Origin of the sequence: Neobacillus massiliamazoniensis (assembly GCF_001048695.1) — a bacterium.
Lineage (GTDB): Bacteria > Bacillota > Bacilli > Bacillales > Cytobacillaceae > Neobacillus > Neobacillus massiliamazoniensis.
The window spans coordinates 442,710-466,478 of the sequence record NZ_CVRB01000003.1 but is presented as its reverse complement, the minus strand read 5'-3'; the positions used below and the strand labels follow the sequence as shown (position 1 = coordinate 466,478).

The following is a 23,769-nucleotide window of genomic DNA, read 5'->3' as shown; positions in this document are numbered from 1 at the left end:
AACATATTAAAGACCAAGAAAAATGGACTGCTGAATACAGTCATCACGCATGTCGTGCCTACCGTTTTACTTCACTTGGTAAAACTGATGATGAAGTTGACGGACTTGCTCCGCGAGCTCGGGAACAGGGCCGTTTACTTCCGTATCACGAATGACATCTTGGATCGGAATGCTGCGAACGCGCGATACAGCAGCAATCTCCATCTCGTTCAACCATTGACCCAATTGTTCGGAGGAACTTGCATAAACGATCCGGCCTAATCCAACCCATCCGTGGGCCGCAGCACACATAGGGCAATGTTCACCCGAGGTATATACTGTCGCCTTGCTCCTTTCCTCAGCTGTTAAGTTCTCGGCTGCCCAACGTGCCAACGCAAATTCCGGATGTTGGGTATGGTCGCCACTGGCAACATGGTTGTGGTCTTCTGCAAGTACATCGCCGTTGGCTGAGACAAGGACTGAACCGAATGGCTCGTCGCCCTTCTTGAGAGCAGTCCTTGCAAGTTCAATACAACGTCGCAGATGCTTCAGATCTGTCTCATTGATCATGATTAAATCCTCCTTGTATGTGTAGAGAAGCTCTACGATTCTTGAATGTTCGCTCTTTGAAATGGTGAATTTTCTGCTTATGGATTGAGGACGTAGCTCAATTTCAACAAAAGCTTTACCTTGCTTAGGTTCAATAAGTCGACAATACTTCTATATATGAAGCAGTTTTAGACGAATTTCGATATGACAAGTTTTTTGCAAGAGTCTTGTACTAAATATAATTAGCTTTCTCTGTATTTTTCCACCACTTTGAAAGACGGAGTAAATAAATCATTCTTTGGCAGATGCTGATAATCTCGTTCCAAATAACCCAGGCGCATCTTATCGAAATACCGTTGACCTTTCATCTTAATTTCTTCGAGATCGAAGTTTGGAATTTGCCTATCTTTCATGACGACTCGTCCATTGATTATCGATAACTTCACATCTCTTCCCGATCCACACATAAGCATTGTCCTAATCGGGTCTTCTATGATGCCCATGTGGAATCCATCAAGATCAATAGCAATAATATCCGCTTTTGCCCCAGGAGCTAGCCGTCCTAGATCTTCTCTCCCCAGGAATTGCGCTCCGCCTAACGTTGCAGCACGGTAAAAATCAGCATAGGTCGAGTCTTTGACCTCACCTTCCAGGATTCGTGAAATCATACTGCCTGATCGAATGTTTTGGAACATATCCGGCGGGAAGGTATCCGTCCCGATAGCAAGATTAATCCCTCTTCTTTTATATCTGGAAAATGTTTCAAGAGCGGAACCATGCCGACCTATAACGAGGGGACAGTGTATGAGGGTTGTCTGCGTTTCCTTCAGAAGTTCCAGATCATCGCCTTCTCCCGTACTGACCCCACTGTAGCCCGCTATATAATGACCATGCGGTATGGCCGTACCCCGCCCTAAAAATCCCAAATCGTAAAGGAATCGGATCGGAGTCTTGTGGTACTTACGTTGGATTTCGTTATATTCAAATATCCCCTGAGCTGCATGCAGCTTAATCGGGCAGCCCAGTTCTTCGCTGTATCGCTTCGTATTGATCAGATTTTCCGGAGTCTGCGTTTCAATCCTCTCCGGTGCGAGCATTCCACGAATAAGCCCATCGTATGCCCCGTCAAAATTTTTAACGAAATCCACCGCACGTTTGAGGCCCACTTCGCCCTCTTTTTCGTTCCAGTATACCTCAATTTCCCCATTAGGCTTGACAACTCTCATCCCGGACTGGTAGCTTGGCCCCATATACATGCGGATCCCAAGCTCTCCAGCATTATGGGCTGCCGCCTCCAATTCCTCGTAGGTTTCCGCCCATCGTTTATAGAAAACGGATGTAATCGGCATGGCGGTTGTCACACCGTGCATGATTAATTGTGTGTACGCATATAATGATTTGAACGCCTCTTCTTCTGGTGTCATCACTTCATGGTAGCCCTTTAAGAAATATTCTTCAGACCATAGAAGGTTCTTTGATTTTGCTGCATCTGCCTCTAGATGTATGAGATCATGGTCAATATCCCCTAAGGCGTTCAAATCAATAAAGCCAGGGCTTACGACCGAATTCCCTGCATCAATCACTTGATCTACTTCCCCTTCATACTCATGACCAACGAAAACGATGGTATCCAGTTCATAGACTACTTCCCCATCTTTGAGAATTACATGATCCTGTCCATCAAACCCGATGACATATCTACCTTTTATCTTTATTTTCATCTTAATATCCTTTCTCATCTACTGGTTAAAATGAACTGCTATATGGTTACATTTAGTAACTCATCGGCTCTAAAACATGCACAGAAATGACCATTTTCAAAATCCTTGAACTCTGGATCTTGTCCTACACATTTTGCCTGAGCGTATAAACATCGTTTTGCAAATCTACAACCAAGTTCAGGATCAATTGGACTTGTAAGTTCTCCAATAAGTTTTACTCGCTGCATCTTTTGACGTATGTTTGGGACTGGTATGGCAGAAAGCAATGCTTGTGAATATGGATGAACCGTTTTTTTAAACAATTCATCGGATTCTGCAATTTCAACAAGTTGACCAAGATACATTACCGCTATCTTTTCTGAAAAATGTTTCACGACAGATAAGTCATGGGTGATAAAAAGATAAGTCAGACCATATTCAGCCTGCAGATCCTTTAGCAAATTCAGAACCTGGGCCTGAATCGAAACATCCAAAGAAGATACTGGTTCATCACAAACAATGAACTGTGGATTCAAGGAAAGTGCCCTTGCTATTCCAACACGCTGTCGCCGTCCCCCATCGAGTTCGTGGGGATAGGAATTTATAAATCTTGTACTCAATCCAACAACATCCATTAGGCGTCTAATTTCGGAATTAATCTCCGCCCTACGCTTTACTTTTTTATGGATTAAAAGCGGTTCTCCAATAATTTCACCAATGGACATCCTCGGATTCAGGGAGGCAAACGGGTCCTGAAAAATGATTTGAAGATCTTTTCGCAAGTCATGAATCTGCGCCTTTTTCATTTTACAGATGTCCTGCCCATTGAAGAGAATCTCCCCGCTTGTCGCTTGATGAAGCCCTAGTATTAAGCGGCCTATTGTTGACTTTCCACAACCGGATTCTCCTACAAGCCCCAATGTTTCCCCACGCTTAATACTGAATGAGACATCATCGACGGCATGGAGAGTTCCGTTTTTCGATTTAAAATATTTTTTAAGATTCCTAACCTCCAGAATATTATCTGCCATGTGTAACTTCCTCCATAAACTCAGAAGACTCAAACTTTCCCTCGTGAATATAACATTTCACTAAATGAGTCCCTGCAACATTAGTCATCGTCGGTTTGAATTTTGAACAGACTTCATTCATGTACGGGCAACGCGGATGGAATGAACAACCTGAAGGCAAGCTTGTAGGATCCGGCATCTGCCCTTTGATCGGCTTTAACCTATCAACCTTATCATCCATCGTAGGAATCGATTTAAAAAGGCCTATAGTATACGGGTGGTGTGGATGTTCAAAAATTTCCTCAACCGTTCCAGTTTCTACAATCTCACCCGCATACATAATGGCGACTCTGTCGCATACCTGAGCAACAACACCAAGATCATGCGTAATGAGAAGAAGCGAAGTGTTGAACTTAACTTTCAAATCATTCATTAATTCCAGCACCTGTGCTTGAATGGTTACATCAAGCGCTGTTGTTGGTTCATCCGCCAGAATAAGTTTGGGCGAACATGCGATACTCATGGCGATGACAACGCGCTGCTTCATTCCACCTGAAAATTGATGTGGAAATTCATCATACCGATCATTAGGAATACCGACCATTTCCAACATATCAGCAGCCTTTTGCTTCGCCTCGGCTTTGCTGCATTTCTCATGGAGTTGAACTACCTCCGCAATTTGATCCCCAACGGAATAAACAGGATTAAGGCTAGTCATAGGATCTTGAAAAATCATTGATATTTTATTACCTCGGATATGACGCAGCGAATCCTTTTTTGCTTTTAGAAGGTCTTCACCCTCAAAAAGAATTTCACCGTTAGTAATCTTGCCCGGGGGGTCAGCAACAAGCTGCAAAATGCTGAGTGCTGTTGTTGTTTTACCTGCACCTGTCTCCCCCACCAGACCAAGGCTTTCTCCGGAATTCAAACTCAAATCAAGGGAGTTAACTGCAAAAACAATCTCATCATCAGTTCTATACTCAACATTAAGATCCTTAACTTCAAGTAGTTTGCTAACAGTCATAGTTACCTCCTAATTTTTCAATTTAGGGTCCAATGCATCACGCAATCCATCCCCAAGTAGATTGAGAGAAAGAATTGTTAACATAATCGCTATACCGGGGAAAGCGCAAATCCACCATGCATATCGTATATACTGCCGTCCGCTACTGAGCATGGCGCCCCATTCAGGAGCGGGAGGCTGAATACCGAGGCCGATGAAGCTTAAAGCGGCAATTTCTAATATCGAACCAGCGATACACAAAGTTGCTTGAACAATTACTGGAGCCATAGAATTGGGAATAATGTGTTTAAAAATAATTCTTACATCATTTGCACCAATCGCTCTGGCCGCTTCAATAAACTCTTCGTTACGAATGGATAGAACAGAAGCTCTTACGATTCGAGCGAATGGAGGAATATTCGCTATACTTATAGCAATCAACAAATTCCTCATGCTTGGACCAAGCGCAGCTACAATTGCAATAGATAACAAAATACCGGGGATTGCAAGAAAAATATCCATGATCCGCATAATAATGTTGTCCGTCGTTTTACCTACATAACCGGCAATTGCCCCAATGATACCGCCTATAACCGCAGCAATTAGAATAGTCGTAAACGAAATAGGAATTGAAACTCTTGCTCCATGAACGATTCTTGCAAGAATATCTCTGCCTAATTCATCTGTCCCAAGCCAATGGCTTGCTGAGGGTGGTTGTAGCCTCTCTGCGGCATTTTGTTGAATAACTACTGTGTTATAATCAAATAAAACATTTGCAAAAGCAGCCAAGAGAATGATTAGAGTTAATATTACTAGGCCAGCAATGGCCAGTCTATTCTTCTTTAATCGTTTCCAGATTGAAACCAACTCGGATTTTTTTTTCTTTTCCGGTATTATTTCAGATTTATCGTTCTTTCTTGGTATTATTGTTGTATTCATCCTCTACACCTTCTTCGTCTTGTACTGCGCCCTAATACGCGGATCAAAAAATGCGTACAGGATATCAGCAATAAGATTAATAACCGTAAACGATACTGCTATAATAAGGACTATTGCTAATACAACAGGCATATCTTTTAATTTTATTGTTTCAACAAGAAGCCTACCAATTCCGGGCCATGAAAAAACGGTCTCTACAACCACAGCGCCGCTAATAGCAAAACCAAACTGCAAACCCGATATGGTAATGATCGGTATCATTGCATTGCGAAGCGCATGTTTAATAATTACTTTATACTCCTTGACTCCCTTGGCACGTGCTGTTCTGATATAGTCCTGCCTAATCGTTTCCAACAGGGAAGAACGTGTCATTCGTGTAATTATGGCAAGTGAGTTAGTGCCTAAAGCAATTGCCGGAAGAACCAAGGACTTTACCCCACTGAATTCTGAAGATGGAAACCACCCTAAACCTGCAGCAAATACTATGATCAGCATTAGCCCTAACCAAAAGTTAGGCATTGAAACTCCTATTAAAGCTGCAAACGTCGATGCCGAATCAAATGCGGAATATTGCTTTGCTGCTGAAATCGTCCCCAACAGAACACCTAACACAATTGCAAAAATTAGCGCAGAAATGGCAAGAATGACGGTACTAGGAAATCTTGCTTCAATCTCAGCAAGTACGGGTTGATGTGTTGAATAAGAAATACCAAAATTACCTTGAACCGCATTTCCGATATAGTTTAAATAACGAACAAAAAATGGCTTATCTAGACCTAGTTCGTGAGTCATGGCAGCATGCGCCTCATGCGTATAGTTATCACCTAAATACATCTCAACAGGATCACCAGGAGTAAGGCTCATAATTGTAAAAACAAGGAAACTTACCCCCAATAATACTGGAATCAGCATGGCCAATCTGCGGAGAATAAATTTAAGCATCTGGCACCCCCAAAAATCTAATTGACTTACCTGAAAAAATCAGCTTTTACCAGACCGTTAGTTTTTTATAGTTTCATGCCGATGGGTTATCGGCATGAAACTAAGATCAAAAATTATTTTTCAAAATACGTACCATAAATGGAATGCGTTTTTCCAGGATATAAGTTGAATCCCTTAACCGTTGACTGCATGCCGGCATTCAAGTGCTCAATTGCTATTGGTATTACCGGAAGTTGATCAGCCACAGTTTTCTGCACCTCTGCATAAAGTTGTTTAGCCTCATTGGAATCTGTTGTCACACTTGCTCTATCTAACTTTGCATCAACTTCTTTAGTTGCCCAGAACGAACGATTGCCCGAAAGTCCAAAGGCTTCAGAATGATAGATGGCTCTAAGCATACTATCAGGATCGATAGATGTTTTTGTCATAAAGAACATGTCATGTTCACCCTTTCCTGTAGAAGAATAGAATGCTCCAGATTGCATCATCTTGACTTGAACATCAATACCAATCTTACTAAGCTGACCCTGAACTACTTCTGCAGCACTTTTTAGAATCTGGGTATCAGGAACCCAAAGCGTTGTCTTAAAGCCATTTGGGTGCCCAGCTTCAGCAAGCAAGCTTTTGGCCTTGTCTAAATTGTAATCATACTTAACGGTTTCGGGCGTATAACCAAATAGGTTTGGTGCAAGCATTGTATTACGAGCCGGAGTTGCTATACCGTTAAAAACGATATCGATAATGTCCTGAGGTTTAAGTGCATAGGCGATTGCTTTCCTTACGCGAACATCATCAAGGATAGGCTTTTGGGTATTGAATCCAAGATAATATTCTGTTGTACTGGTAGTTTCCTCCAACTTAAGATTTTTGTTGCTCTTGACTTTTTTCAAATCAGTTGTTGCCAAATCATAAGCTAAGTCAATTTCGCCAGTTTCAAGACTGATAGATCTGTTGATTGCTTCGGGAATATGCTTGAAAATCAATTTCTTAACTTTAGGTGCACCCCTGTAATAATCAGGATTTGCTTCCAGAACAACATCTCCGCCAAGATCCCAGGAGACGAACTTATATGGGCCAGTGCCAACGGGATGTGCATTAAAATCTTTATCGTTGGTAGCTGCCTTTTTGCTTACAATTGATGCTGCATCAAGCGTAAGCCTATACAATAGAGCATTAAAAGGTTGTTTTGTCACAATCTTAATTGTGTAATCATCAACAATAATGATGTCTTTGATAATGAGGTAATTGTAATTTACGCCTTCATTTTTAATAGCTCGTTCAAGACTAAATTTAACATCTTCAGCTTTCATTTCTTCCCCATTGTGGAACTTGACACCCTTGCGAAGATGGAACAAGGTAGTTGTTGGATTTTCTACTTCCCAAGATTCTGCAAGTGCAGGAACAATCTTCATATTATTATCAAGAGCTACAAGTCTGTCAAAAATCTGCGTTGTTACACGGTATGTAGCAACTGAAGCCTGGATTTGAGGATCCATATAAACCGGCGCATCTGGAACCCCAATAATGAGAGTATCCTTTGTACTTTTTGTGTCTTTTGTATCACTTGCAGTTTGATTCGAGCAACCGGCAATAACACTGCCAATCAGAATAAAAACGATTAATAAAACCGAAATTTTCCTTGACATTTTTTCACCCCTTGTTAATTAATACTGACGTAATTTATTAAGTCTCATAGATTCTACTCTAATCGGCAAAGTAGTTCGCGACAATTTGAAAAGAGAAAGGGGGAAAGAACACAGCAGCCATAATAAGTTTACAGTTGATGGACGCATGATCACCCAGAGGTTCTATAAAATCCCCCCCCTTTACTTTTTCTTCTAATCTCATTGCACATCGTACGTAAGCGTTTTACACAAATATTCATTTTAATCATTCTTGACTGCTTCGAAAGAGCGTAATTTAAGAGTTTTCTAATATGTCTCCATCCTCAGGCAGTGATAAAAGTATATTGCTTCAAATTATATTAGCCTGCAGGCTGAACCTTATCTATACATAACTTGTCGTGTAAGAAACGAGGTAACTTCCCCTATTCGTTTTTCTAAATCTCCGACTAGAGACATTTGCGACTCGGAAAGTGGAATTCCCTTCGAGATCCATATTGCCAACTCAGTAACATCGATATCCGGATGCATTTCAAACCACCCTTCGTTCCGGAACGGTGTATCTAGTTCAGCGCGGTGGATCTCCCCCCAATACCAGGCATCTGGATCACTTGTACTAATTCTACTTATCAGGGCCGGCCAGTCGATACATCCCTTACCTATCGGAGATAGTACTCGGGAGAAGCCGCGTCCGTTCCAACTAAGGCGTGCATCGTCAACGTGGACTTGTCCAATAAGACCCGCAAGACGGTCCACTGCTGCAATCGGATCCTCCATGCGTACGATAAGATTCACGGGATCGAATGCAACGCCGAAAAGATCGGTGTCGAGTACTTCGAGTAGTCGCAGAACCTCCCAAGAAGTTATTTCCTCGTGAGTCTTGATGAGCACTCGTGACCCTTGCGAACGGAGGTCGGGTTCAATTCGTTTCAAAAAAGAGGTGACCTCTGCCAATTGATCGGACCAGGCCACAGACTGATTAAAGCGGTCTTCTTCCATACCAATAACCAGCATCACATTGGGTTGTCCGAGCTGGAGAGCTGCCTCCGTCAACCTAAGCAAACCTTTTGCAAGGTCCCCGTTTCCGACTTTCAATGCATCGGAGGATCGTTGAGGCTGATAGGGATTAAGCATCCCGATCCCGAGTCCAAGCGTGATGCCTGATTCCTGTGCGACTTGCCGGACCTCTTCCAATTCCCACTGATCCAATGTCGGACTGGCATTGAGGGCGGTCCCAATGAAAGAACCTTTCAGCCCATGATGGAGTGCCTTTTGAACCGAATCACGTACATCAAATGGTGAACCGCAGAGATCCTTCGCGAAGATTCCAACTCTCTTAGGTAACTTGTCAAGCATGGGCCCTATCTCCCCTTTTGATACCAAGCTCCTTACAGATATTTTCAATGTGCTGTCTTGAATACTCGATACACTGGATGGCTTCAGGGTACTCAAAGTTCTCTGAGTGATGCTGCTGCCAGGTCTTAACCATTCCCTTACGGATACGTTCAGTGAAGTCACGAACGAGTTCAAAATATGCGGCATATTCTTCTCGTGAAAGGTCGGGATGTCCCGCGATCCATTCTGGGTTATAGAGTTCTAGAAAGTGCGGCTCACCTTTTACCGCACCCAATCGTGGAGTATCACATTCAATTGTGACGTTAAGATCAGGGCGATATTTGTTCAGTTCAGTAAGCACCGCAGTAAAATCGACAAGACCTGATCCGCACATACGTGACTGGTAATATGCACCATCTTCTATAAGTTCAACATAGGCGTCCTTTAGGTGTGTCTGACGAACGTACGGAGCAATTCTCTTAGCGGCAAAGACCGGATGCTCACCCCGAATAAAGATGTTACCTGTATCAAAGACAATGCCTACAACATCCTCACCGACAGACTCGATAAGGCGGAGAATTTCAAATGTTGTAATCTCCTCGTGTGTTTCAAGATTCAAATGAATCCCAAGGTCCAAAGCAATCGGCTTTAGCTTCATCATGAAGCGCCGTGTGGCCTCTAGCTGGTCTTCCCAGGAAACATCAGTTCTGAAGCGGTCTGTAGTGAATCGCCCTCTGTATTGTTGTTTTATTCCTGCAGTGGAAATCCAAAGTTCTCTAATATCGAATTCTGCGCAGGCCTCCATCATTCTCCGAAAACCGAGTAGAGTATCCCCATCACCGAGTTCCCTCACCTCTGGTGTTTCTGGAAGTGCATAGGGATTTACCTTACCAAGACCTGCTTCAAGATAGAGACCGAGCTCGTCGGCACGCTGACGTAGATCACGGATCACCGATTTATCAAGTGTCGGACTTACATCTAGGATGGTTCGGAAAAACACTCCTTCCATTCCAAGACTTTTGGCATGATCGAGAGTACCTAACGACCCTCTGAACTTCGCTTCAGGTATTTTTCTACCGTCAATTCCTATACGCATTGTTATAACTTCCTTTCCCTTTTTCTTTTCTCGAAAATATTTAGTAGATCTTGAATAATTGATTGTTTTCCACCCATTGCAAAATTTCTCTAGTAGCTTCACTCTAGAGGGGGTGCGCATTTTGCGACAGCGCCTAAGCGCTCAAAATCGTTCAGTTAGTATTTCTGATTAATTTGAATTATAATTAAATTCTGAACTATTAGGAGATATTGTTTTTTTATACTTCATAAGGATTAAGGTAAAGGTTGACAATATCACTTCGTGTTTATTCATTTTCCGACATACAGCTTCACCTCCAATATGATATAATAGTGGCAAATTTTTTTTTGACATGCTAAGAACCTTGCTTCGTTAGTCTTAACACCCCTTTCTTTGGAACCGGCTGCGAGATCATTACTCTAGTTACAGTGTGCATATCACCCAATTTGTAAAAATTTTTTATAATCGATTTACTACATTATAATTTCAATTTTCAAAATATTGAAATTCCATTATTTTATTAAGATATAACCGGAAAGATATATCCGGCTGTTTAAGAGGAGGAGAAGAAGAAATGGAACATTTGTTTCATGTGTTCTTAACCGTAGCAGAGCTATGTAATTTTTCAAAGACTGCAGAGAAATTAAACATTACTCAGCCAGCGGTAAGTAAGCTAATAAAAAATTTAGAGGAAGCCTATGACGTGGTCTTATTCGAGCGTGCAAACAGAGTCAAATTAACCCCTGCGGGGGAAGCGTTACTTCCATATGCTCAGAAAATCCTTTCCCTACATAAGGAATCTTTTACAGTATTAAACGACTTTCGTACGAGTAATACACCGATAAAAATCGGGTCCAGCATCACGATTGGAGACTACATTCTACCGCAAATCATTACAACATATAAGAATCAAACAGCAAATAATTTAGTAAGAGTCAAAGTAGGAAGAACCAATGAAATCATTCAGAAGCTTTTAAATGAGGAGATTGACGCCGCACTTGTAGTGGAGGAAGCGGGAAAGACGACGCTCGCAGAAGAACCGTTTTGGGAGGATGAACTTGTTTTAGCCATTTCTCCTCAACATCCTTTTGGGGATAAGGATGTGTTAGAGGCGAAAGACTTAGCGAATGAATATTTTATTATCCGCGAATCCGGCTCTCATAAAATGGCTGAAGAAGTTCTTAAGTCTGCAGGGGTTGAATTAACATTCTTAAATTCTATGGAAGCTGGAAGTATTTTAGCTCTAAAGGAATTTGCAGAAAAAGGACTGGGCATCGCCATCGTATTTCATGTTATGGTGGAAAAAGAAATTAAACAAGGAACCTTAAAGGTATTGCGAATCTCTGGCCATCGAATGATTCAAAAATTTTACTGGGTTGTAAAAAAACACAAACACCTTCCTAAAAATATAGAATCCTTTAAAAAGGTGGTTTTTTCACCTAAAATGATTTCCCAGCGCCATTAACACCTACTATGCCAATCCGTTCACCTACTCCAATTTTCATTGATATATTTGAAAGCACAAGTTTACCTGAATAGCTTTACTAAAATCATTTAACTGTAATAACATGTCTATGACTCTTTCTTTAACACTTTCTATTTTCATGCATTCGGTAACTCAGGATTCACTTCAAATTTGGGCTGATACCCACCATAATAATGAAGCGGTAAATCTATACCTAGAGTGGATTTCGGCGTGCATGGCTTCTGTCAATACACCTTTTCAATGTTTTCGTTGATAAAAAAGAATTGAGCCAGAATTTCAATTGGCAATTTGTCGTATAAAGTATCCATGCCGTATCCCTCAAAAGTAGTAGATTTAGTAAATATTATATTTCTAAAATGGAATTTCAGGAATATCTAATTAATATTTGTAACACTTTTCTTATAAGGAGTACGGAAACGATTTAAGTAATTGAGGGCCACACTCCTTACCGGAAATATAGGGATTAACGTAAAAAGACGCGTCCTTAATAAACGCGCCTTAAAATGAAAAAAAGCTAATCCTTGTTTCAGGAAAGCGATCTTTTGTGGAATAAAGTGTAAACTCCTATAAAACTAATACACGTAGAAGAAGTTAATCTTATTACAATCACTGAAAAAGTTTAAAGGACAAATTAAGCAAATAATATCAATTTATCCCATTAACTTTTTTAATTCACACCACTTTCTAGAATCGTGAAGGTCCTCTTATCACAATTAATTTCTGCCATTGCGCCATATGGCAAAATAAACTTCGGTTCAGTATGACCAAAATTCAAGTTATAAAGTATCGGCTTATCCTCCAATTCAAATTCCTTCATGACGTTTTGAATTTCTTCTTTATACTCGTCGTAATACTTCTCATCTTGTGGTTTACCAAAAATGATTCCATTTGCTTTTTGAAGAATACCTTGTACAGCATAATTTCGTAACCAATACTTAATATGATTTGGTTCTGGCTTTTCTTCAGATGTTTCAAAGAAAAGAATGCTATTCTCCCAATATTTATTCTCAGGCCACAGTTCTGTGCCTTTAGCAAACTCTAATACTTCTATACAACCACCAATCAAATGGCCTTGTGCTACACCTGAGCCTTGAAGTACTTCGTAACTTAAATTTTGCCGCATTGTCCGTCGTCGATTCTTATTCTCTTCTATCCATTCTAAACGCTCACTCGTCCATTCTTTAGCCGATTGAATTTCACCAATAATTTCATTTGAAAAGAGCATTCGATTCACCATTTCAATCGTATATGGATCCATTTCAACGTTTTCAGCAAAATCGGTTAAAATTGCTGGACCGTAAAAAGAAGAAATCCCTGCTTTATGACAAAATAAATGTGAAACAGTCACATCAGAGTAACCCATAAAAATTTTCGGGTTTTCACGTATAACATCAAAATCAATATACGGAAGTAAGCGAATACTATCTTCTCCACCAATATTTGCAATTATTCCTTTAATACTTTCATCCTTAAATGCCGTCATCAAATCTTCAGCACGAGCTTGTGGATTTTTATAAAGATAGTCTCCCCCTTTCAAACTATTCGGCATTGGGATAACTTTCAATCCAAAAACTTCTTCTAATCTCTTTACACCTTGTTCATATCGCCATCTAAGTTCTGGCTCACCTGCGCCTCCCCAAGAAGGACTTACTGTTGCAACACGGTCTCCCGGCTGCAATTTTTTTGGCTTAATTAACACATTGACTCCCACCTTATATAACTAAATTACCTACGACTATACGCTTGATTGTTAAAAACATTGGACATTATTGTATATTAATTTCTACATAAAAAATAAATTACCTGCAGTTATTCTAGATAATGGCCCGATACATAAAAAGAACGCAATCCTGTTGTGGAAATGCGCCCGATTGTGGAAGATCACTGCTTAATCATTATTCAACATAAGCAACCGATCGTTTAAGTACACATTTTCACAAACAATATCTACTATTGAGATAAAAGTCACAATAATAGATAGATGATATCTATTTGTAATCTCGGTTATCTTCCAATATGAAATACATTAGTTGCCCCAAAATACTGCCGAAAACAACAATGAACATCCATATGATTTTGTTGTAATATCTAAAATAAGTTTGGTTAGTTATTTTTCTTAAACAGGCAATCATTACAATCATATCGAGAAAAATAAAAAGAATAGGAAGAACACTTGGTAATATTTCCATCATTTTGCATTCTCCTCCTTAAATTGAACAATTTAATATGCCCATTTTTTTATAAGTAAATTATACTCCTGAAATGATGAATTGTTTAACTTGATAACAATGTTATTACACTATACTGAGCCGTTACTTGAATAGCAAAAATGCCTTGCACCCTTGTTGAAGCAAAGCACCTTTAATTAGATTTCTATAACTTATCTGTATTATTTCTCTGCAAATATTTTGTGAAATAAGCAACAATTAAAAGAAAAATAACTGATAATGACCAAATTGTTATTCCTTTCCAAGGAAAGTCAACTGCTATACCAATTGTCTGCACTGCAGCACTTTATAAAATAAAAACCGTAGTTAGCTTGCTTTTCATAACTAATCCCCTCTGCATTATACTATTTCTCTTTTCTTTAATTCTTCTATTATCTAAGAAATATTCCTTCTAAACACAGCATACCTTCCTTCACTAACCTTTAGTTTGATAAAAAAATGCGTTTCAACTTAATGTAGAAACGCATTCGCAGAAAAAAAGTGTAACAATTGTTGTACGTAATAAAGAATAATGCCAATTGTAATGTCAAAACGCATTATAAATGTTCAAAAACACTGGTGAATAAAGAAAAAGACGTGTGCTAATTCACTCGTCTTTTCTTACGTCATTTTTCAAGAAAGCACCCGTAAAGGGAACCCTTTAGCTTATTGGCTGATCATTTTTTTAAACCAACATTTGAAACAATGTACTGTCTTTATTTACTTCTCGATAAATAAAACCTTTCTCCTTCATCCGTTTAATCAGTGGAAGGTAGTCCTCTTTGTCCTTCAACTCGATCCCAACTAATGCCGGACCTCTTTCACGATTATTCTTTTTCGTGTATTCAAAATGGCTGATATCATCATTTGAACCTAGAACATTGTCTAAAAACTCGCGCAATGCTCCCGGTCGCTGTGGAAACTGGACGATAAAATAATGCTGTAATCCTTCATAAATCATTGAGCGTTCTTTAATTTCTTGCATCCGGCTAATATCATTATTGCCACCGCTAACAACACAGACGACCGTCTTCCCTTTAATTTGCTCTGCATATTGATCAAGTGCTGCAATGGAGAGTGCCCCAGTTGGTTCAACCACGATAGCATTTTCATTATATAAAGATAAAAGGGTCGTACAAACCTTTCCCTCCGGAACAACCAAAATATCGTCAACAATCTCCTTACAAATCTCAAAGGTTAAACTGCCGACCTTTTTAACTGCTGCACCATCGACAAAAGGATCAATATCCTTTAGACAGGTCACTTCCCCATTTGAAAATGATTCCTTCATCCCAGCAGCACCCATTGGTTCAACACCGATTAATTTTGTTTGGGGTGAAAAATGCTTTAAATACGTTCCTACTCCGGACATTAGACCTCCACCGCCAATCGCGGCAAATAGGTAATCAATTTTATCAGGGCAATCGCCGAGAAGTTCGACTCCAACCGTCCCTTGGCCGGCAATAACGTCAGCATCATCAAATGGGTGGATAAAGGTTCTGTTTTCCGCTTTACTGCAGGCAATTGCCTGATCATAGGCATCGTCAAAGGTATCTCCTACTAATACAACCTCTACATTCTCCTTACCCCAGAATTTCACCTGATTCACTTTTTGTTTAGGAGTCGTACTTGGCATATAGATTTTTCCGTTAATATTCAATAAGTGGCAAGAGTACGCAACACCCTGCGCATGGTTTCCGGCGCTAGCACAAATAATTCCATTTTTCATCTCTGCTTCACTGAGTTTTTTAATCCGATTGTAAGCCCCGCGGATTTTAAATGAACGAACACTTTGTAAATCCTCCCGTTTTAAATACACATGGCAATCGTATCGTTCTGATAAAATGTGATTATATTGCAAGGGCGTAGGCGAGATCACTTCTTTGATCGTATGACTTGCAATAATGATATCCTCGACATGAACAACTCTTTCTTTTTGATTGACCTGCTGATTCATTTGTATATCCCTCCCATTTTTCTAATCCGTTTCCTTTATTTTTAAACAACAAAAAACCCGCCCCTATTATGATAGGGACGAGTTTTGCTCGCGTTACCACCCTACTTCCGCAACAAAAAGCATTTATATTGCGGCTCTCGATTAACGTACTTTTTTTATGTACGTGCTCCCTTATAACGGCGGATAATACCGGCATAACTTACTTCTTTGTTCAGCTATGCATCTCGGAGATGATCTTCAGATTGTCCTGCCATCGACTTTCACCAAATGTCGACTCTCTTTAGAACAAGGAGCAAACCTACTCTTCTCTTCATCGATTCATGTTAATTTAGAAATAAGGGTACCACGGTAAAATTGATTCGTCAATATTTTTTGATTATTTTTTATATTTAGATAATTAATAAAGCGCTTTCATTCTTTTTGGTGCCTGACACCCAAAGTCAAAAAGAAAAAATAGTGCCCGCGCAAGCAAAACTGCACTATTTCCGGGAACTATTGGGGCATCCTCTTTCTCTTTTAATGGTTCGGTTTAACAGAATCCAAATGAATGTCTAACTCCTTTGTGTAGAGTAATTTCGTTTCTTCCGGCCAGATTAGTTCCTCTGCCATAAATGAAATGATTTTTTCTTTCCATTCTAGAACCCATTGAATATCAAATAATAGTGCTCCAGTTCTGCGAATAAAATAATCGATTGGCTTAACAACCATTTCATGGTCAATGGCATATTGAATAGAAGCATAAATTTCAACCGGAAGACCAATTTCCTCGGTAAAACTGTGAAAATATTGGATTACGCTATCTATATTCGATCCATATAATCGGACGAGTTTTTCTGCCGATTGTTGGGGCAGTCCTAATTGCATTAATTCCTTTGTTTTATCAAAAACAAATGGTCCATATCCATGTGATCCTCCAACATCTCCTCCTGAGATGGGTAGATTTCTGGTCTGACATCCCAACATCACTTCGAAACCTTCCTGTTTAAATAAATTTGTCACCAAATCAACCGTCAATTCCGCCATTTTTCGATATCCAGTTAATTTGCCCCCCGCAATGGTGATCAAACCCGATGATGATTGCCAGATCTCATCCTTTCGTGAAATCTCAGACGGGTCCTTCCCTTCTTCAAAAATTAAAGGTCTAACACCTGCCCAACTAGACTCAATGTCCTCCTCGTTTAATTGAATTTCAGGGAACATAAATGCGATAGTCGACAATAAGTAAGCTAAGTCTTCAGAATTCATTGTTGGATTGGTAATGTCTTCATCGTAAAAGGTATCAGTTGTTCCTACATACGTTTTTCCGGCACGAGGGATGGCGAAAACCATTCTGCCATCAGGGGTATCAAAGTATACAGCCTGTTTGAGTGGGAATTTTCCCTGGTCAATAACGATATGGACTCCTTTGGAAAGTCTGAGGCGCTTTCCTTGTTTGGAACCATCTTTTTCTCTTAGTGTATCAACCCAAGGACCTGTAGCATTAATAATTTTTTTGGAAAACACCTGATATTCTTGGTCTGTTAGGAGATCTTTTACATTCACGCCTATAATTTTTCCGTTCTCATAAATAAAGGAATCAACTTTCATATAATTAAAAGCTTTGGCACCTTTCTCGACTGCTTTTTTCATCACTTCAATTGTTAGTCGTGCGTCATCTGTTCGATACTCCACGTAGTAACCGCCACCAAGTAAGCCTTCTTTTTTTAATAATGGCTCTTTTAATAATGTTTCATCAGCGGTTAACATCGATCTTCGTTCATCAAATTTCACACCTGCTAGGAAGTCGTATACCCTCAGACCGATTGACGTAGTAAATCTCCCGAAAGTACCGCCCTTGTATATGGGTAGCAGCATCCACTCAGGAGTGGTTACGTGCGGACCATTTTCATAAACAATCGCCCTCTCTTTCCCTACCTCTGCGACGAGCTTTACTTCATATTGCTTTAAATAACGCAATCCTCCATGAATTAGCTTTGTTGAACGGCTGGAGGTTCCGGAAGCAAAATCTTGCATTTCGAAGAGAATGGTATCTAACCCTCTTGTTGTGGCATCAAGGGCAATACCTGCTCCAGTAATTCCTCCACCAATGATCAACAAATCAAACGGTTCACTCTGCAATGATCGTAAACTTGGTTCTCGATTTTTTACTGAGAAGTTCACCATAATCCTTCCTCCTTGTGACCTCGAGCCGCTGAAGTTTTAGATAGGAAATTCTTGAAGTCAAAATAACCTTTCTTATCTTAAAAAAGTCCACAATACCAATTACTGCAAATAGGTGTGTTCTCTTCTGTTTTCCATCACAAATATAATGTTATTTTTGAACACTATTTAAATCTTTTACAAGGTGGAGTCTTTTTTGGAACCATGGGACATGCCTCACAAGATTTCATAAGCTTTACCGTTTTCGAACCAATCTTTTTCAAAAGGATTAATGGGATCCAAAAACAATGTATCCTCTCTATGTGGGTGAACTTTCGTGGTGGAATAGCTTTTTTTAGAAATTCTTCTTGAGCTATTTCTAGAAGTTGTTCAATTTTTAATCATCCATTTCTCCGATACCGAATGATTCTTGTCAATATTGCTATGTCTATACCTAAAGCAATAATTGAAATCGCAAATGCAATCCACAACGTATATATCACTTTTTATAATTATTCAAATCCAATGGAAAGAGAAGTAGAGCTCCATTAACTTGGTAAGTGATATAAGCTAATTCTATTTATTTTTACTAAGCCTTGATGTCAAATCGAGATATTCTAGCCACCTATAGTACTTATATTTTACTCTAAAGTAAATAAATTCTATTTTTTCCTCTTCACCCATTTTTTCATATGTGCCCCTTGAAGGCCAGTTAAATCAACGTATTGAAAGTAAAATATTTCGTTATCAATTCATCACACCCATTTTTTACATAATTTAAAGTATTTATATAAAATGAATGTAATCTAATATAAATTTTGTTACTTTGAAGTTTTGTTTTATCATTGGACATTCGTGGAGCATAATCGTCAGAACTATGTAAGAAGAAGAAATTCTAGACTTTTCTTCTTCAAAGGTGAGGCATTTCTGATGGTTGGATATTTTGGATTTATACTAAGTTATGCCTAATCAGACTTTATGGCAGGGCGTTTTTCTTTTTTTTCCAAGCGAACTTGTGACAACTTGCGTTAAATGAAAAAAGCCTTTTTATAAGGGCTTTTTTCCGAGAATTTAAATTAGTACCACACGGCTGCTCCGATAATAATTAATAAGATAAACAAAACAACGATTAAGGCAAAGCCACCAAAACCGCAACCAACACCACCGTAGCCAAAGCCACCGCAGCCGCAGCCTCCAAATCCACCGTAGCCAAACATAATAAATCCTCCTTCCAATAAGGAATAGGTTATTTTTTAAATAAAACCAAAGCCTCCACCACAAAAAGCAGCGCCTACAATAATAAGAAGGATAAACAAGACAACAATTAAGGCAAAGCCTCCACCTGCGAATCCTACACCGTCCATACACACGACCTCCTTTCAACTGTTCCCAATAAAATATGCAAAAGATCAAAAGGGGGAATGGGCGTTGTCTTCGTTAAATTGCCCATTCAAATTTTTCCCACTTTACATACATTACGTATGTCAAGTCATTCACCTCTCAAATGATATTTCTAATTTTAGGTAAATACCGCAAAAAGGAAATTCCTTCGGTGTTTTTTTGTATAAAACTTCAATTGCAACATAATTTGCCATGCTTTTTAAAAAAATCAATAAAAAAAGAAGCACAAAACCTTTTTGTTTCACTCTATGTAAAAAGAACCCGTTTCAAAGAGAGGGCACTGAAGAAGTACCCTTTATTTGAAAAGCACTGTTAAAGTTGGTTTTCGATTTGCGCTCCAGGAGCTTCGCTTTCCGCGGGCGGTCTGGGGAGCGTCCTCGGCGCTTTAGTCTTCGCGCCTTCCGCTCCAATCAACAGTGTTAAAAATTTTATAATAACCTTTAACAAAACCAAAATAAAAAGGTATAAAATCCTCATAAAATAAGGGTTTCATACCTTTTTTGTTGTACAATTATAGTATCAATTTCAAACGGGTGGCTACTATGATACAAAATCAACGATCAATGGTTTTTAGTTCATTATGATTTAGTTGTTCCGAAGGATAATCTTTTCTTGGAACCTTATTTAAACGCCATTGCAGCATGAACCGCCTTTTTCCAGCCACCATACAATTCTTCTCGTTTTTCCTCTGGCATTTTCGGTTCCATTGTCTTGTCAATATTCCATTGTGTAGCAATTTCTGACTGACTGCTCCAATAGCCAACAGCAAGACCAGCTAAATAGGCCGCTCCTAAAGCCGTCGTTTCTTGAACAATAGGTCTTTCTACTGTAACGCCAAGAATATCACTTTGGAATTCCATTAAAAAGTTATTTTTTACAGCCCCGCCATCAACCCGCAATGTTTTTAACGAAATTCCTGAATCCGCTTCCATCGCTGTTAACACATCTTTCGTTTGATAGGCAAGTGATTCAAGAGTTGCTCGCACAAAATGTTCCTTACTTGTTCCTCGTGTTAATCCAAAGACTGCTCCCCGCACATCACTATCCCAGTAAGGAGTTCCAAGGCCAACAAATGCTGGCACGACATATACCCCATCCGTTGACGCTACCTTGTTAGCGTAATTTTCACTTTGACTCGCATCTCTAAACATCCGCAAACCGTCTCGCAGCCATTGAATCGCAGAACCCGCAACAAATATACTGCCTTCAAGCGCATACTCCACTTTTCCATTTAATCCCCAGGCTATCGTTGTTAATAAACCATTTTGAGAAGCAACTGCATGTTCACCTGTGTTCATTAACATAAAGCAGCCTGTTCCGTATGTATTTTTAGCCATACCTTCTTCAAAGCATGCTTGGCCGAAAAGTGCTGCCTGTTGATCACCAGCCGCACCTGCGATTGGCACATTTTGACCAAAGAAATGGTAAGATTCGGTTGTGGCAAAAACTTCTGAGGATGGCCGTACTTCAGGAAGCATCAATTTTGGTACAGTTAAGTATTCAAGGAGCTCGTCGTCCCATTTTATTTCATGAATATTGAACATTAAAGTTCTTGATGCGTTCGAATAATCCGTTACATGGGCTTTCCCGCCAGAAAGCTTCCAAATGAGCCACGTATCAATCGTCCCAAATAACAATTGGCCGTTATTCGCTTTATCTCGCGCTCCTTCGACATTGTCAAGAATCCATTTTACCTTTGTTCCAGAGAAATAAGCATCAATTAAAAGTCCAGTTTTTGCACGAAAAGTATCATTTAAACCCTTTGCTTTTAAGTCTTCACAAATCTCTGAGGTCTGTCTAGATTGCCAAACAATTGCGTTATAAACAGGCTGACCTGTTTCTTTATCCCAAACAACAGTTGTTTCGCGTTGGTTTGTAATCCCAATTCCTGCAATTTGCTCTGGTCTAACATTTGACTCCGACAAAACAGAGGCAATGACAGATAAAATCGAGCCCCAAATTTCATTTGCATTATGTTCGACCCAACCCGGTTTTGGAAAAATTTGCGTGAATTCTTTTTGTGCTACATGGACGATTTCCCCGTTTTTATTAAAAAGAATGGCCCGAGAACTTGTTGTTCCCTGATCCAATGATAGAATGAATTTTTCCATAAAGGTTTCCCTCCATACCATTATTACTTTTAGCATTTAGCTTTTTATTGATCTAAGTTTCTTTCCAGTTTCAGTGCCATTACTATTACTAGTTCATGAGCCGCAAAAACATTCCTTAATTTGGTGTCAGGCACCATACTGGATAACACCATCTGTAATCGTCATTTCAATTTTTGTCCTTAGCACTTCGTCAGGGTCCTCTATTGCAAAAAGATTGTTCGAAAAGACCGTCATATCAGCGAGCTTCCCTCTAGATATCGTTCCCTTACAATCTTCTTCATTTGTGGCATAAGCACCACTAATTGTGAACAGTTTGATTGCCTCGAGCATTGAAAGCTTCTCTTGTTCATTCCAGCCGTTATGGGTTTCAAGGGGTGCTCGCCTTGTAACGGCAGCATGGATACCGAGTAATGGATCAACAGGCTCGATCGGAGCATCGGAGCCGCCAGCACATAAAACACCTGATGAAAGTAACGTTTTCCAGGCATATAAGAACCGCTCTCTTTTCTCACCGACACGCTCTTTCACCCAAGGATAATCCCCGACGACAAATCTTGGCTGAATGTCGGCAATCCTACTTGAATCCATTAATCTCCTAATTAGTTCCTCACGAACAAGAGAAACGTGGATGAGGCGATCACGATATTTTACTTTTGGAATCTGATCAAGAATATCTAAAACATTTTCCAATGCTTTATCACCGATCGTATGAACAGCTATTGGGAAGCCATGGTCTCTTATCTCTTTAATCATTTCATAAAGAGCTTCCTGACTATGCATTGCTTCGCCTAATTGGCCCGGATCATCTTGGTAAGGTTCAGATAGCAAAGCCGTTCTTCTTCCAAATGCACCATCGGCGAAGATTTTGATTGCCCCGATTTGCAGCTTTTCATTTCCGAATCCTGCAAACATTCCTTTTTCCTTCAAACGCTTGAGATATGGGTAATCAATTAATAAATTGCAGCGTAGCCCTATTCCTTCCCCATTAATCAGCTCATCAAACATTTGATACGTTTGATCGAGACCACCTAAATAGGCAGGATCATTTGTATGGACGCTAGTTAATCCCTTTTTTAAAGCAAACTTCATCGCTTGCTTTAAACCATTTTTATATTCTTCATACTTTCTTTCTGGAATGTATTTCGTTATCAACTGTGAAGCCGATTCGAGTAAAAGTCCTGTAGGTTTTTTTGTAAAAGGGTCAAGAACAATGGTGCCACCTGCTGGAACTTCGCTGGATGCATGATAATGACACATTTCGAGGGCCTTGCTATTGACTAAAAAGGCGTGATGACAAATCCTTTTTAAATAAATAGGACAATTTGGTGCTTCACGATCGAGTTCCTCGATTGTTGGAAAAGTTCCATCGGTAAATAGATTTTCATCCCACCCCATCCCAATCAGCCACTTTCCGGGAGCGATCGTTTTCGCTTTATCCTTAATCCTTTCGAGCATTTCTCCTTTGGATTTAACACCGACTAAATCTAGGTCTAAAAAGTGGTTAGCAACTCCCGATAAATGCAAATGGCTATCAATCAGACCTGGCGTTACCATTTTCCCTTGTAAATCCACAATAGTAGACCCGGTTCTCCCCCAGTGGAGCAACATATCATCATGGGACCCAGTATCTACAATTCTACCATTCTCCACTACTACTGCCTCCACCAGCGGATTGCCGGCGTCTAGTGTATAGATCAATCCGTTTGTATAAATCGTTTTTGACACTGAAACCCCTCCGTTAATAAAAAAACTGTTTCTATTTATAATATGAAATAATGCATGAGTGAAATCAATAATAAGTTCCTAAGTATTTAGGTTGAATCTTTTGAACAGTAACAATCAAATTTTCATTTCGGTCAAGATTTTTATCGGAAAATTAAAGGTTTGTTCACACTTTGTTCATTATTTAAAGGTAAGATAATCTCATGAAAAGGTATTAGCTTTTTCAGACCCCCCTATTAAAAATATTTTTGTTTTATCCGGCAAATTTGCCGGATCTTTTTTTTCTATAAAAATGTTAGTACTTCCTATCTAATCTCTATATCATTAATAGCACTAAGATAGCACTAAGATAGCACTTTGATATCATGTGCCTGACACCTGTGCCATGGAAAAAATGTTCTATTCTTAAAAATATATATTAACTTTATAAAAAAGATCTTGACTGATGTCCTTTATTTTTTAAAATTGGGCATTTTTATTTTGTATATTATCCGTGTGTTAATCAATAATCGGGCCAGATTGTGGAGGAAACAGGAAGAGCAAGAATAACTAAAATACAATTGATACTACACGAATTTGGGGAGATAATCTC

Annotated in this window: 19 protein-coding genes and 1 other annotated feature; of the genes, 1 reads left to right on the top strand and 18 read right to left on the bottom strand. The window is 39.5% G+C overall.

Going from position 1 to position 23,769, the window contains the following annotated elements; translation table 11 throughout:
* Nucleotides 1-66: 66 nt before the first annotated feature.
* From BN1082_RS14940 to BN1082_RS14900, 9 genes are all read right to left on the bottom strand, one after another.
* Nucleotides 67-549: a nucleoside deaminase gene (locus BN1082_RS14940; protein WP_090635391.1), complete on the bottom strand. Its 483-nt coding sequence runs from the start codon at nt 547-549 to the stop codon at nt 67-69.
* Between the two features lie 221 nt (nt 550-770).
* Nucleotides 771-2,249: an amidohydrolase family protein gene (locus BN1082_RS14935; protein WP_090635390.1), complete on the bottom strand. Its 1,479-nt coding sequence runs from the start codon at nt 2,247-2,249 to the stop codon at nt 771-773.
* A 38-nt stretch (nt 2,250-2,287) separates the two neighbouring features.
* Complete coding sequence (locus tag BN1082_RS14930; RefSeq protein ID WP_090635389.1) at nt 2,288-3,259, bottom strand: ABC transporter ATP-binding protein; 972 nt, start codon at nt 3,257-3,259, stop codon at nt 2,288-2,290.
* On the bottom strand, nt 3,249-4,262 hold the full coding sequence (locus tag BN1082_RS14925) for an ABC transporter ATP-binding protein (protein ID WP_090635388.1): 1,014 nt from the start codon (nt 4,260-4,262) through the stop codon (nt 3,249-3,251). The genes BN1082_RS14930 and BN1082_RS14925 overlap by 11 nt, the downstream gene beginning before the upstream one ends.
* Nucleotides 4,263-4,271: 9 nt before the next feature.
* Complete coding sequence (locus BN1082_RS14920; protein WP_090635387.1) at nt 4,272-5,180, bottom strand: ABC transporter permease; 909 nt, start codon at nt 5,178-5,180, stop codon at nt 4,272-4,274.
* A 3-nt stretch (nt 5,181-5,183) separates the two neighbouring features.
* A complete protein-coding gene (locus tag BN1082_RS14915; protein WP_090635386.1) occupies nt 5,184-6,122 on the bottom strand; it encodes an ABC transporter permease in 939 nt (312 codons plus the stop codon).
* 113 nt (nt 6,123-6,235) lie between these two features.
* Complete coding sequence (locus BN1082_RS14910; protein WP_090635385.1) at nt 6,236-7,768, bottom strand: ABC transporter substrate-binding protein; 1,533 nt, start codon at nt 7,766-7,768, stop codon at nt 6,236-6,238.
* A 357-nt stretch (nt 7,769-8,125) separates the two neighbouring features.
* A complete protein-coding gene (locus BN1082_RS14905) occupies nt 8,126-9,100 on the bottom strand; it encodes a sugar phosphate isomerase/epimerase family protein (RefSeq protein ID WP_090635384.1) in 975 nt (324 codons plus the stop codon).
* The gene (locus tag BN1082_RS14900; protein WP_218055161.1) at nt 9,093-10,295 is read right to left on the bottom strand and encodes a sugar phosphate isomerase/epimerase family protein; all 1,203 of its coding nucleotides are present in this window, start codon (nt 10,293-10,295) and stop codon (nt 9,093-9,095) included. Before BN1082_RS14900 ends, BN1082_RS14905 begins: the two co-directional genes overlap by 8 nt.
* 433 nt (nt 10,296-10,728) lie before the next feature.
* On the opposite strand from BN1082_RS14900, the gene BN1082_RS14895 reads away from it, so the two are divergent.
* Nucleotides 10,729-11,619: a LysR family transcriptional regulator gene (locus BN1082_RS14895; protein ID WP_090635382.1), complete on the top strand. Its 891-nt coding sequence runs from the start codon at nt 10,729-10,731 to the stop codon at nt 11,617-11,619.
* Here the strand turns inward: BN1082_RS14895 and BN1082_RS28915 are convergent.
* The 9 genes from BN1082_RS28915 to BN1082_RS14850 all read right to left on the bottom strand — a co-directional run bounded on the left by BN1082_RS28915 (nt 11,594) and on the right by BN1082_RS14850 (nt 23,180).
* Nucleotides 11,594-11,659 (bottom strand): hypothetical protein, encoded by a 66-nt coding sequence (locus tag BN1082_RS28915; protein ID WP_141650883.1) that lies wholly within the window; start codon nt 11,657-11,659, stop codon nt 11,594-11,596. The genes BN1082_RS14895 and BN1082_RS28915 overlap by 26 nt on opposite strands.
* A gap of 648 nt (nt 11,660-12,307) precedes the next feature.
* The gene (locus tag BN1082_RS14885) at nt 12,308-13,339 is read right to left on the bottom strand and encodes a S66 family peptidase (protein WP_090635380.1); all 1,032 of its coding nucleotides are present in this window, start codon (nt 13,337-13,339) and stop codon (nt 12,308-12,310) included.
* A gap of 289 nt (nt 13,340-13,628) precedes the next feature.
* Entirely contained in the window at nt 13,629-13,832 is a 204-nt protein-coding gene (locus BN1082_RS14880) for a PLDc N-terminal domain-containing protein (protein ID WP_090635379.1), read from the bottom strand.
* 700 nt (nt 13,833-14,532) lie between these two features.
* Nucleotides 14,533-15,804 carry a threonine ammonia-lyase IlvA gene (gene ilvA, locus BN1082_RS14875; protein WP_090635378.1) on the bottom strand — a complete coding sequence of 424 codons (1,272 nt, stop codon included), beginning with the start codon at nt 15,802-15,804 and terminating at the stop codon, nt 14,533-14,535.
* 70 nt (nt 15,805-15,874) lie between these two features.
* Nucleotides 15,875-16,127 (bottom strand) — a binding site (T-box leader).
* A 193-nt stretch (nt 16,128-16,320) separates the two neighbouring features.
* Entirely contained in the window at nt 16,321-17,967 is a 1,647-nt protein-coding gene (locus tag BN1082_RS14870; protein WP_090635377.1) for a glycerol-3-phosphate dehydrogenase/oxidase, read from the bottom strand.
* Nucleotides 17,968-19,019: 1,052 nt separating this feature from the next.
* A complete protein-coding gene (locus BN1082_RS14865) occupies nt 19,020-19,160 on the bottom strand; it encodes a YjcZ family sporulation protein (RefSeq protein WP_090635376.1) in 141 nt (46 codons plus the stop codon).
* Nucleotides 19,161-19,196: 36 nt separating this feature from the next.
* A complete protein-coding gene (locus tag BN1082_RS14860) occupies nt 19,197-19,307 on the bottom strand; it encodes a YjcZ family sporulation protein (protein ID WP_090635366.1) in 111 nt (36 codons plus the stop codon).
* A 657-nt stretch (nt 19,308-19,964) separates the two neighbouring features.
* Entirely contained in the window at nt 19,965-21,455 is a 1,491-nt protein-coding gene (gene glpK, locus BN1082_RS14855; protein WP_090635375.1) for a glycerol kinase GlpK, read from the bottom strand.
* Nucleotides 21,456-21,581: 126 nt separating this feature from the next.
* Nucleotides 21,582-23,180, bottom strand: a complete 1,599-nt coding sequence (locus tag BN1082_RS14850) for an amidohydrolase (protein ID WP_090635374.1) — start codon at nt 23,178-23,180, stop codon at nt 21,582-21,584.
* Nucleotides 23,181-23,769 lie beyond the last annotated feature (589 nt).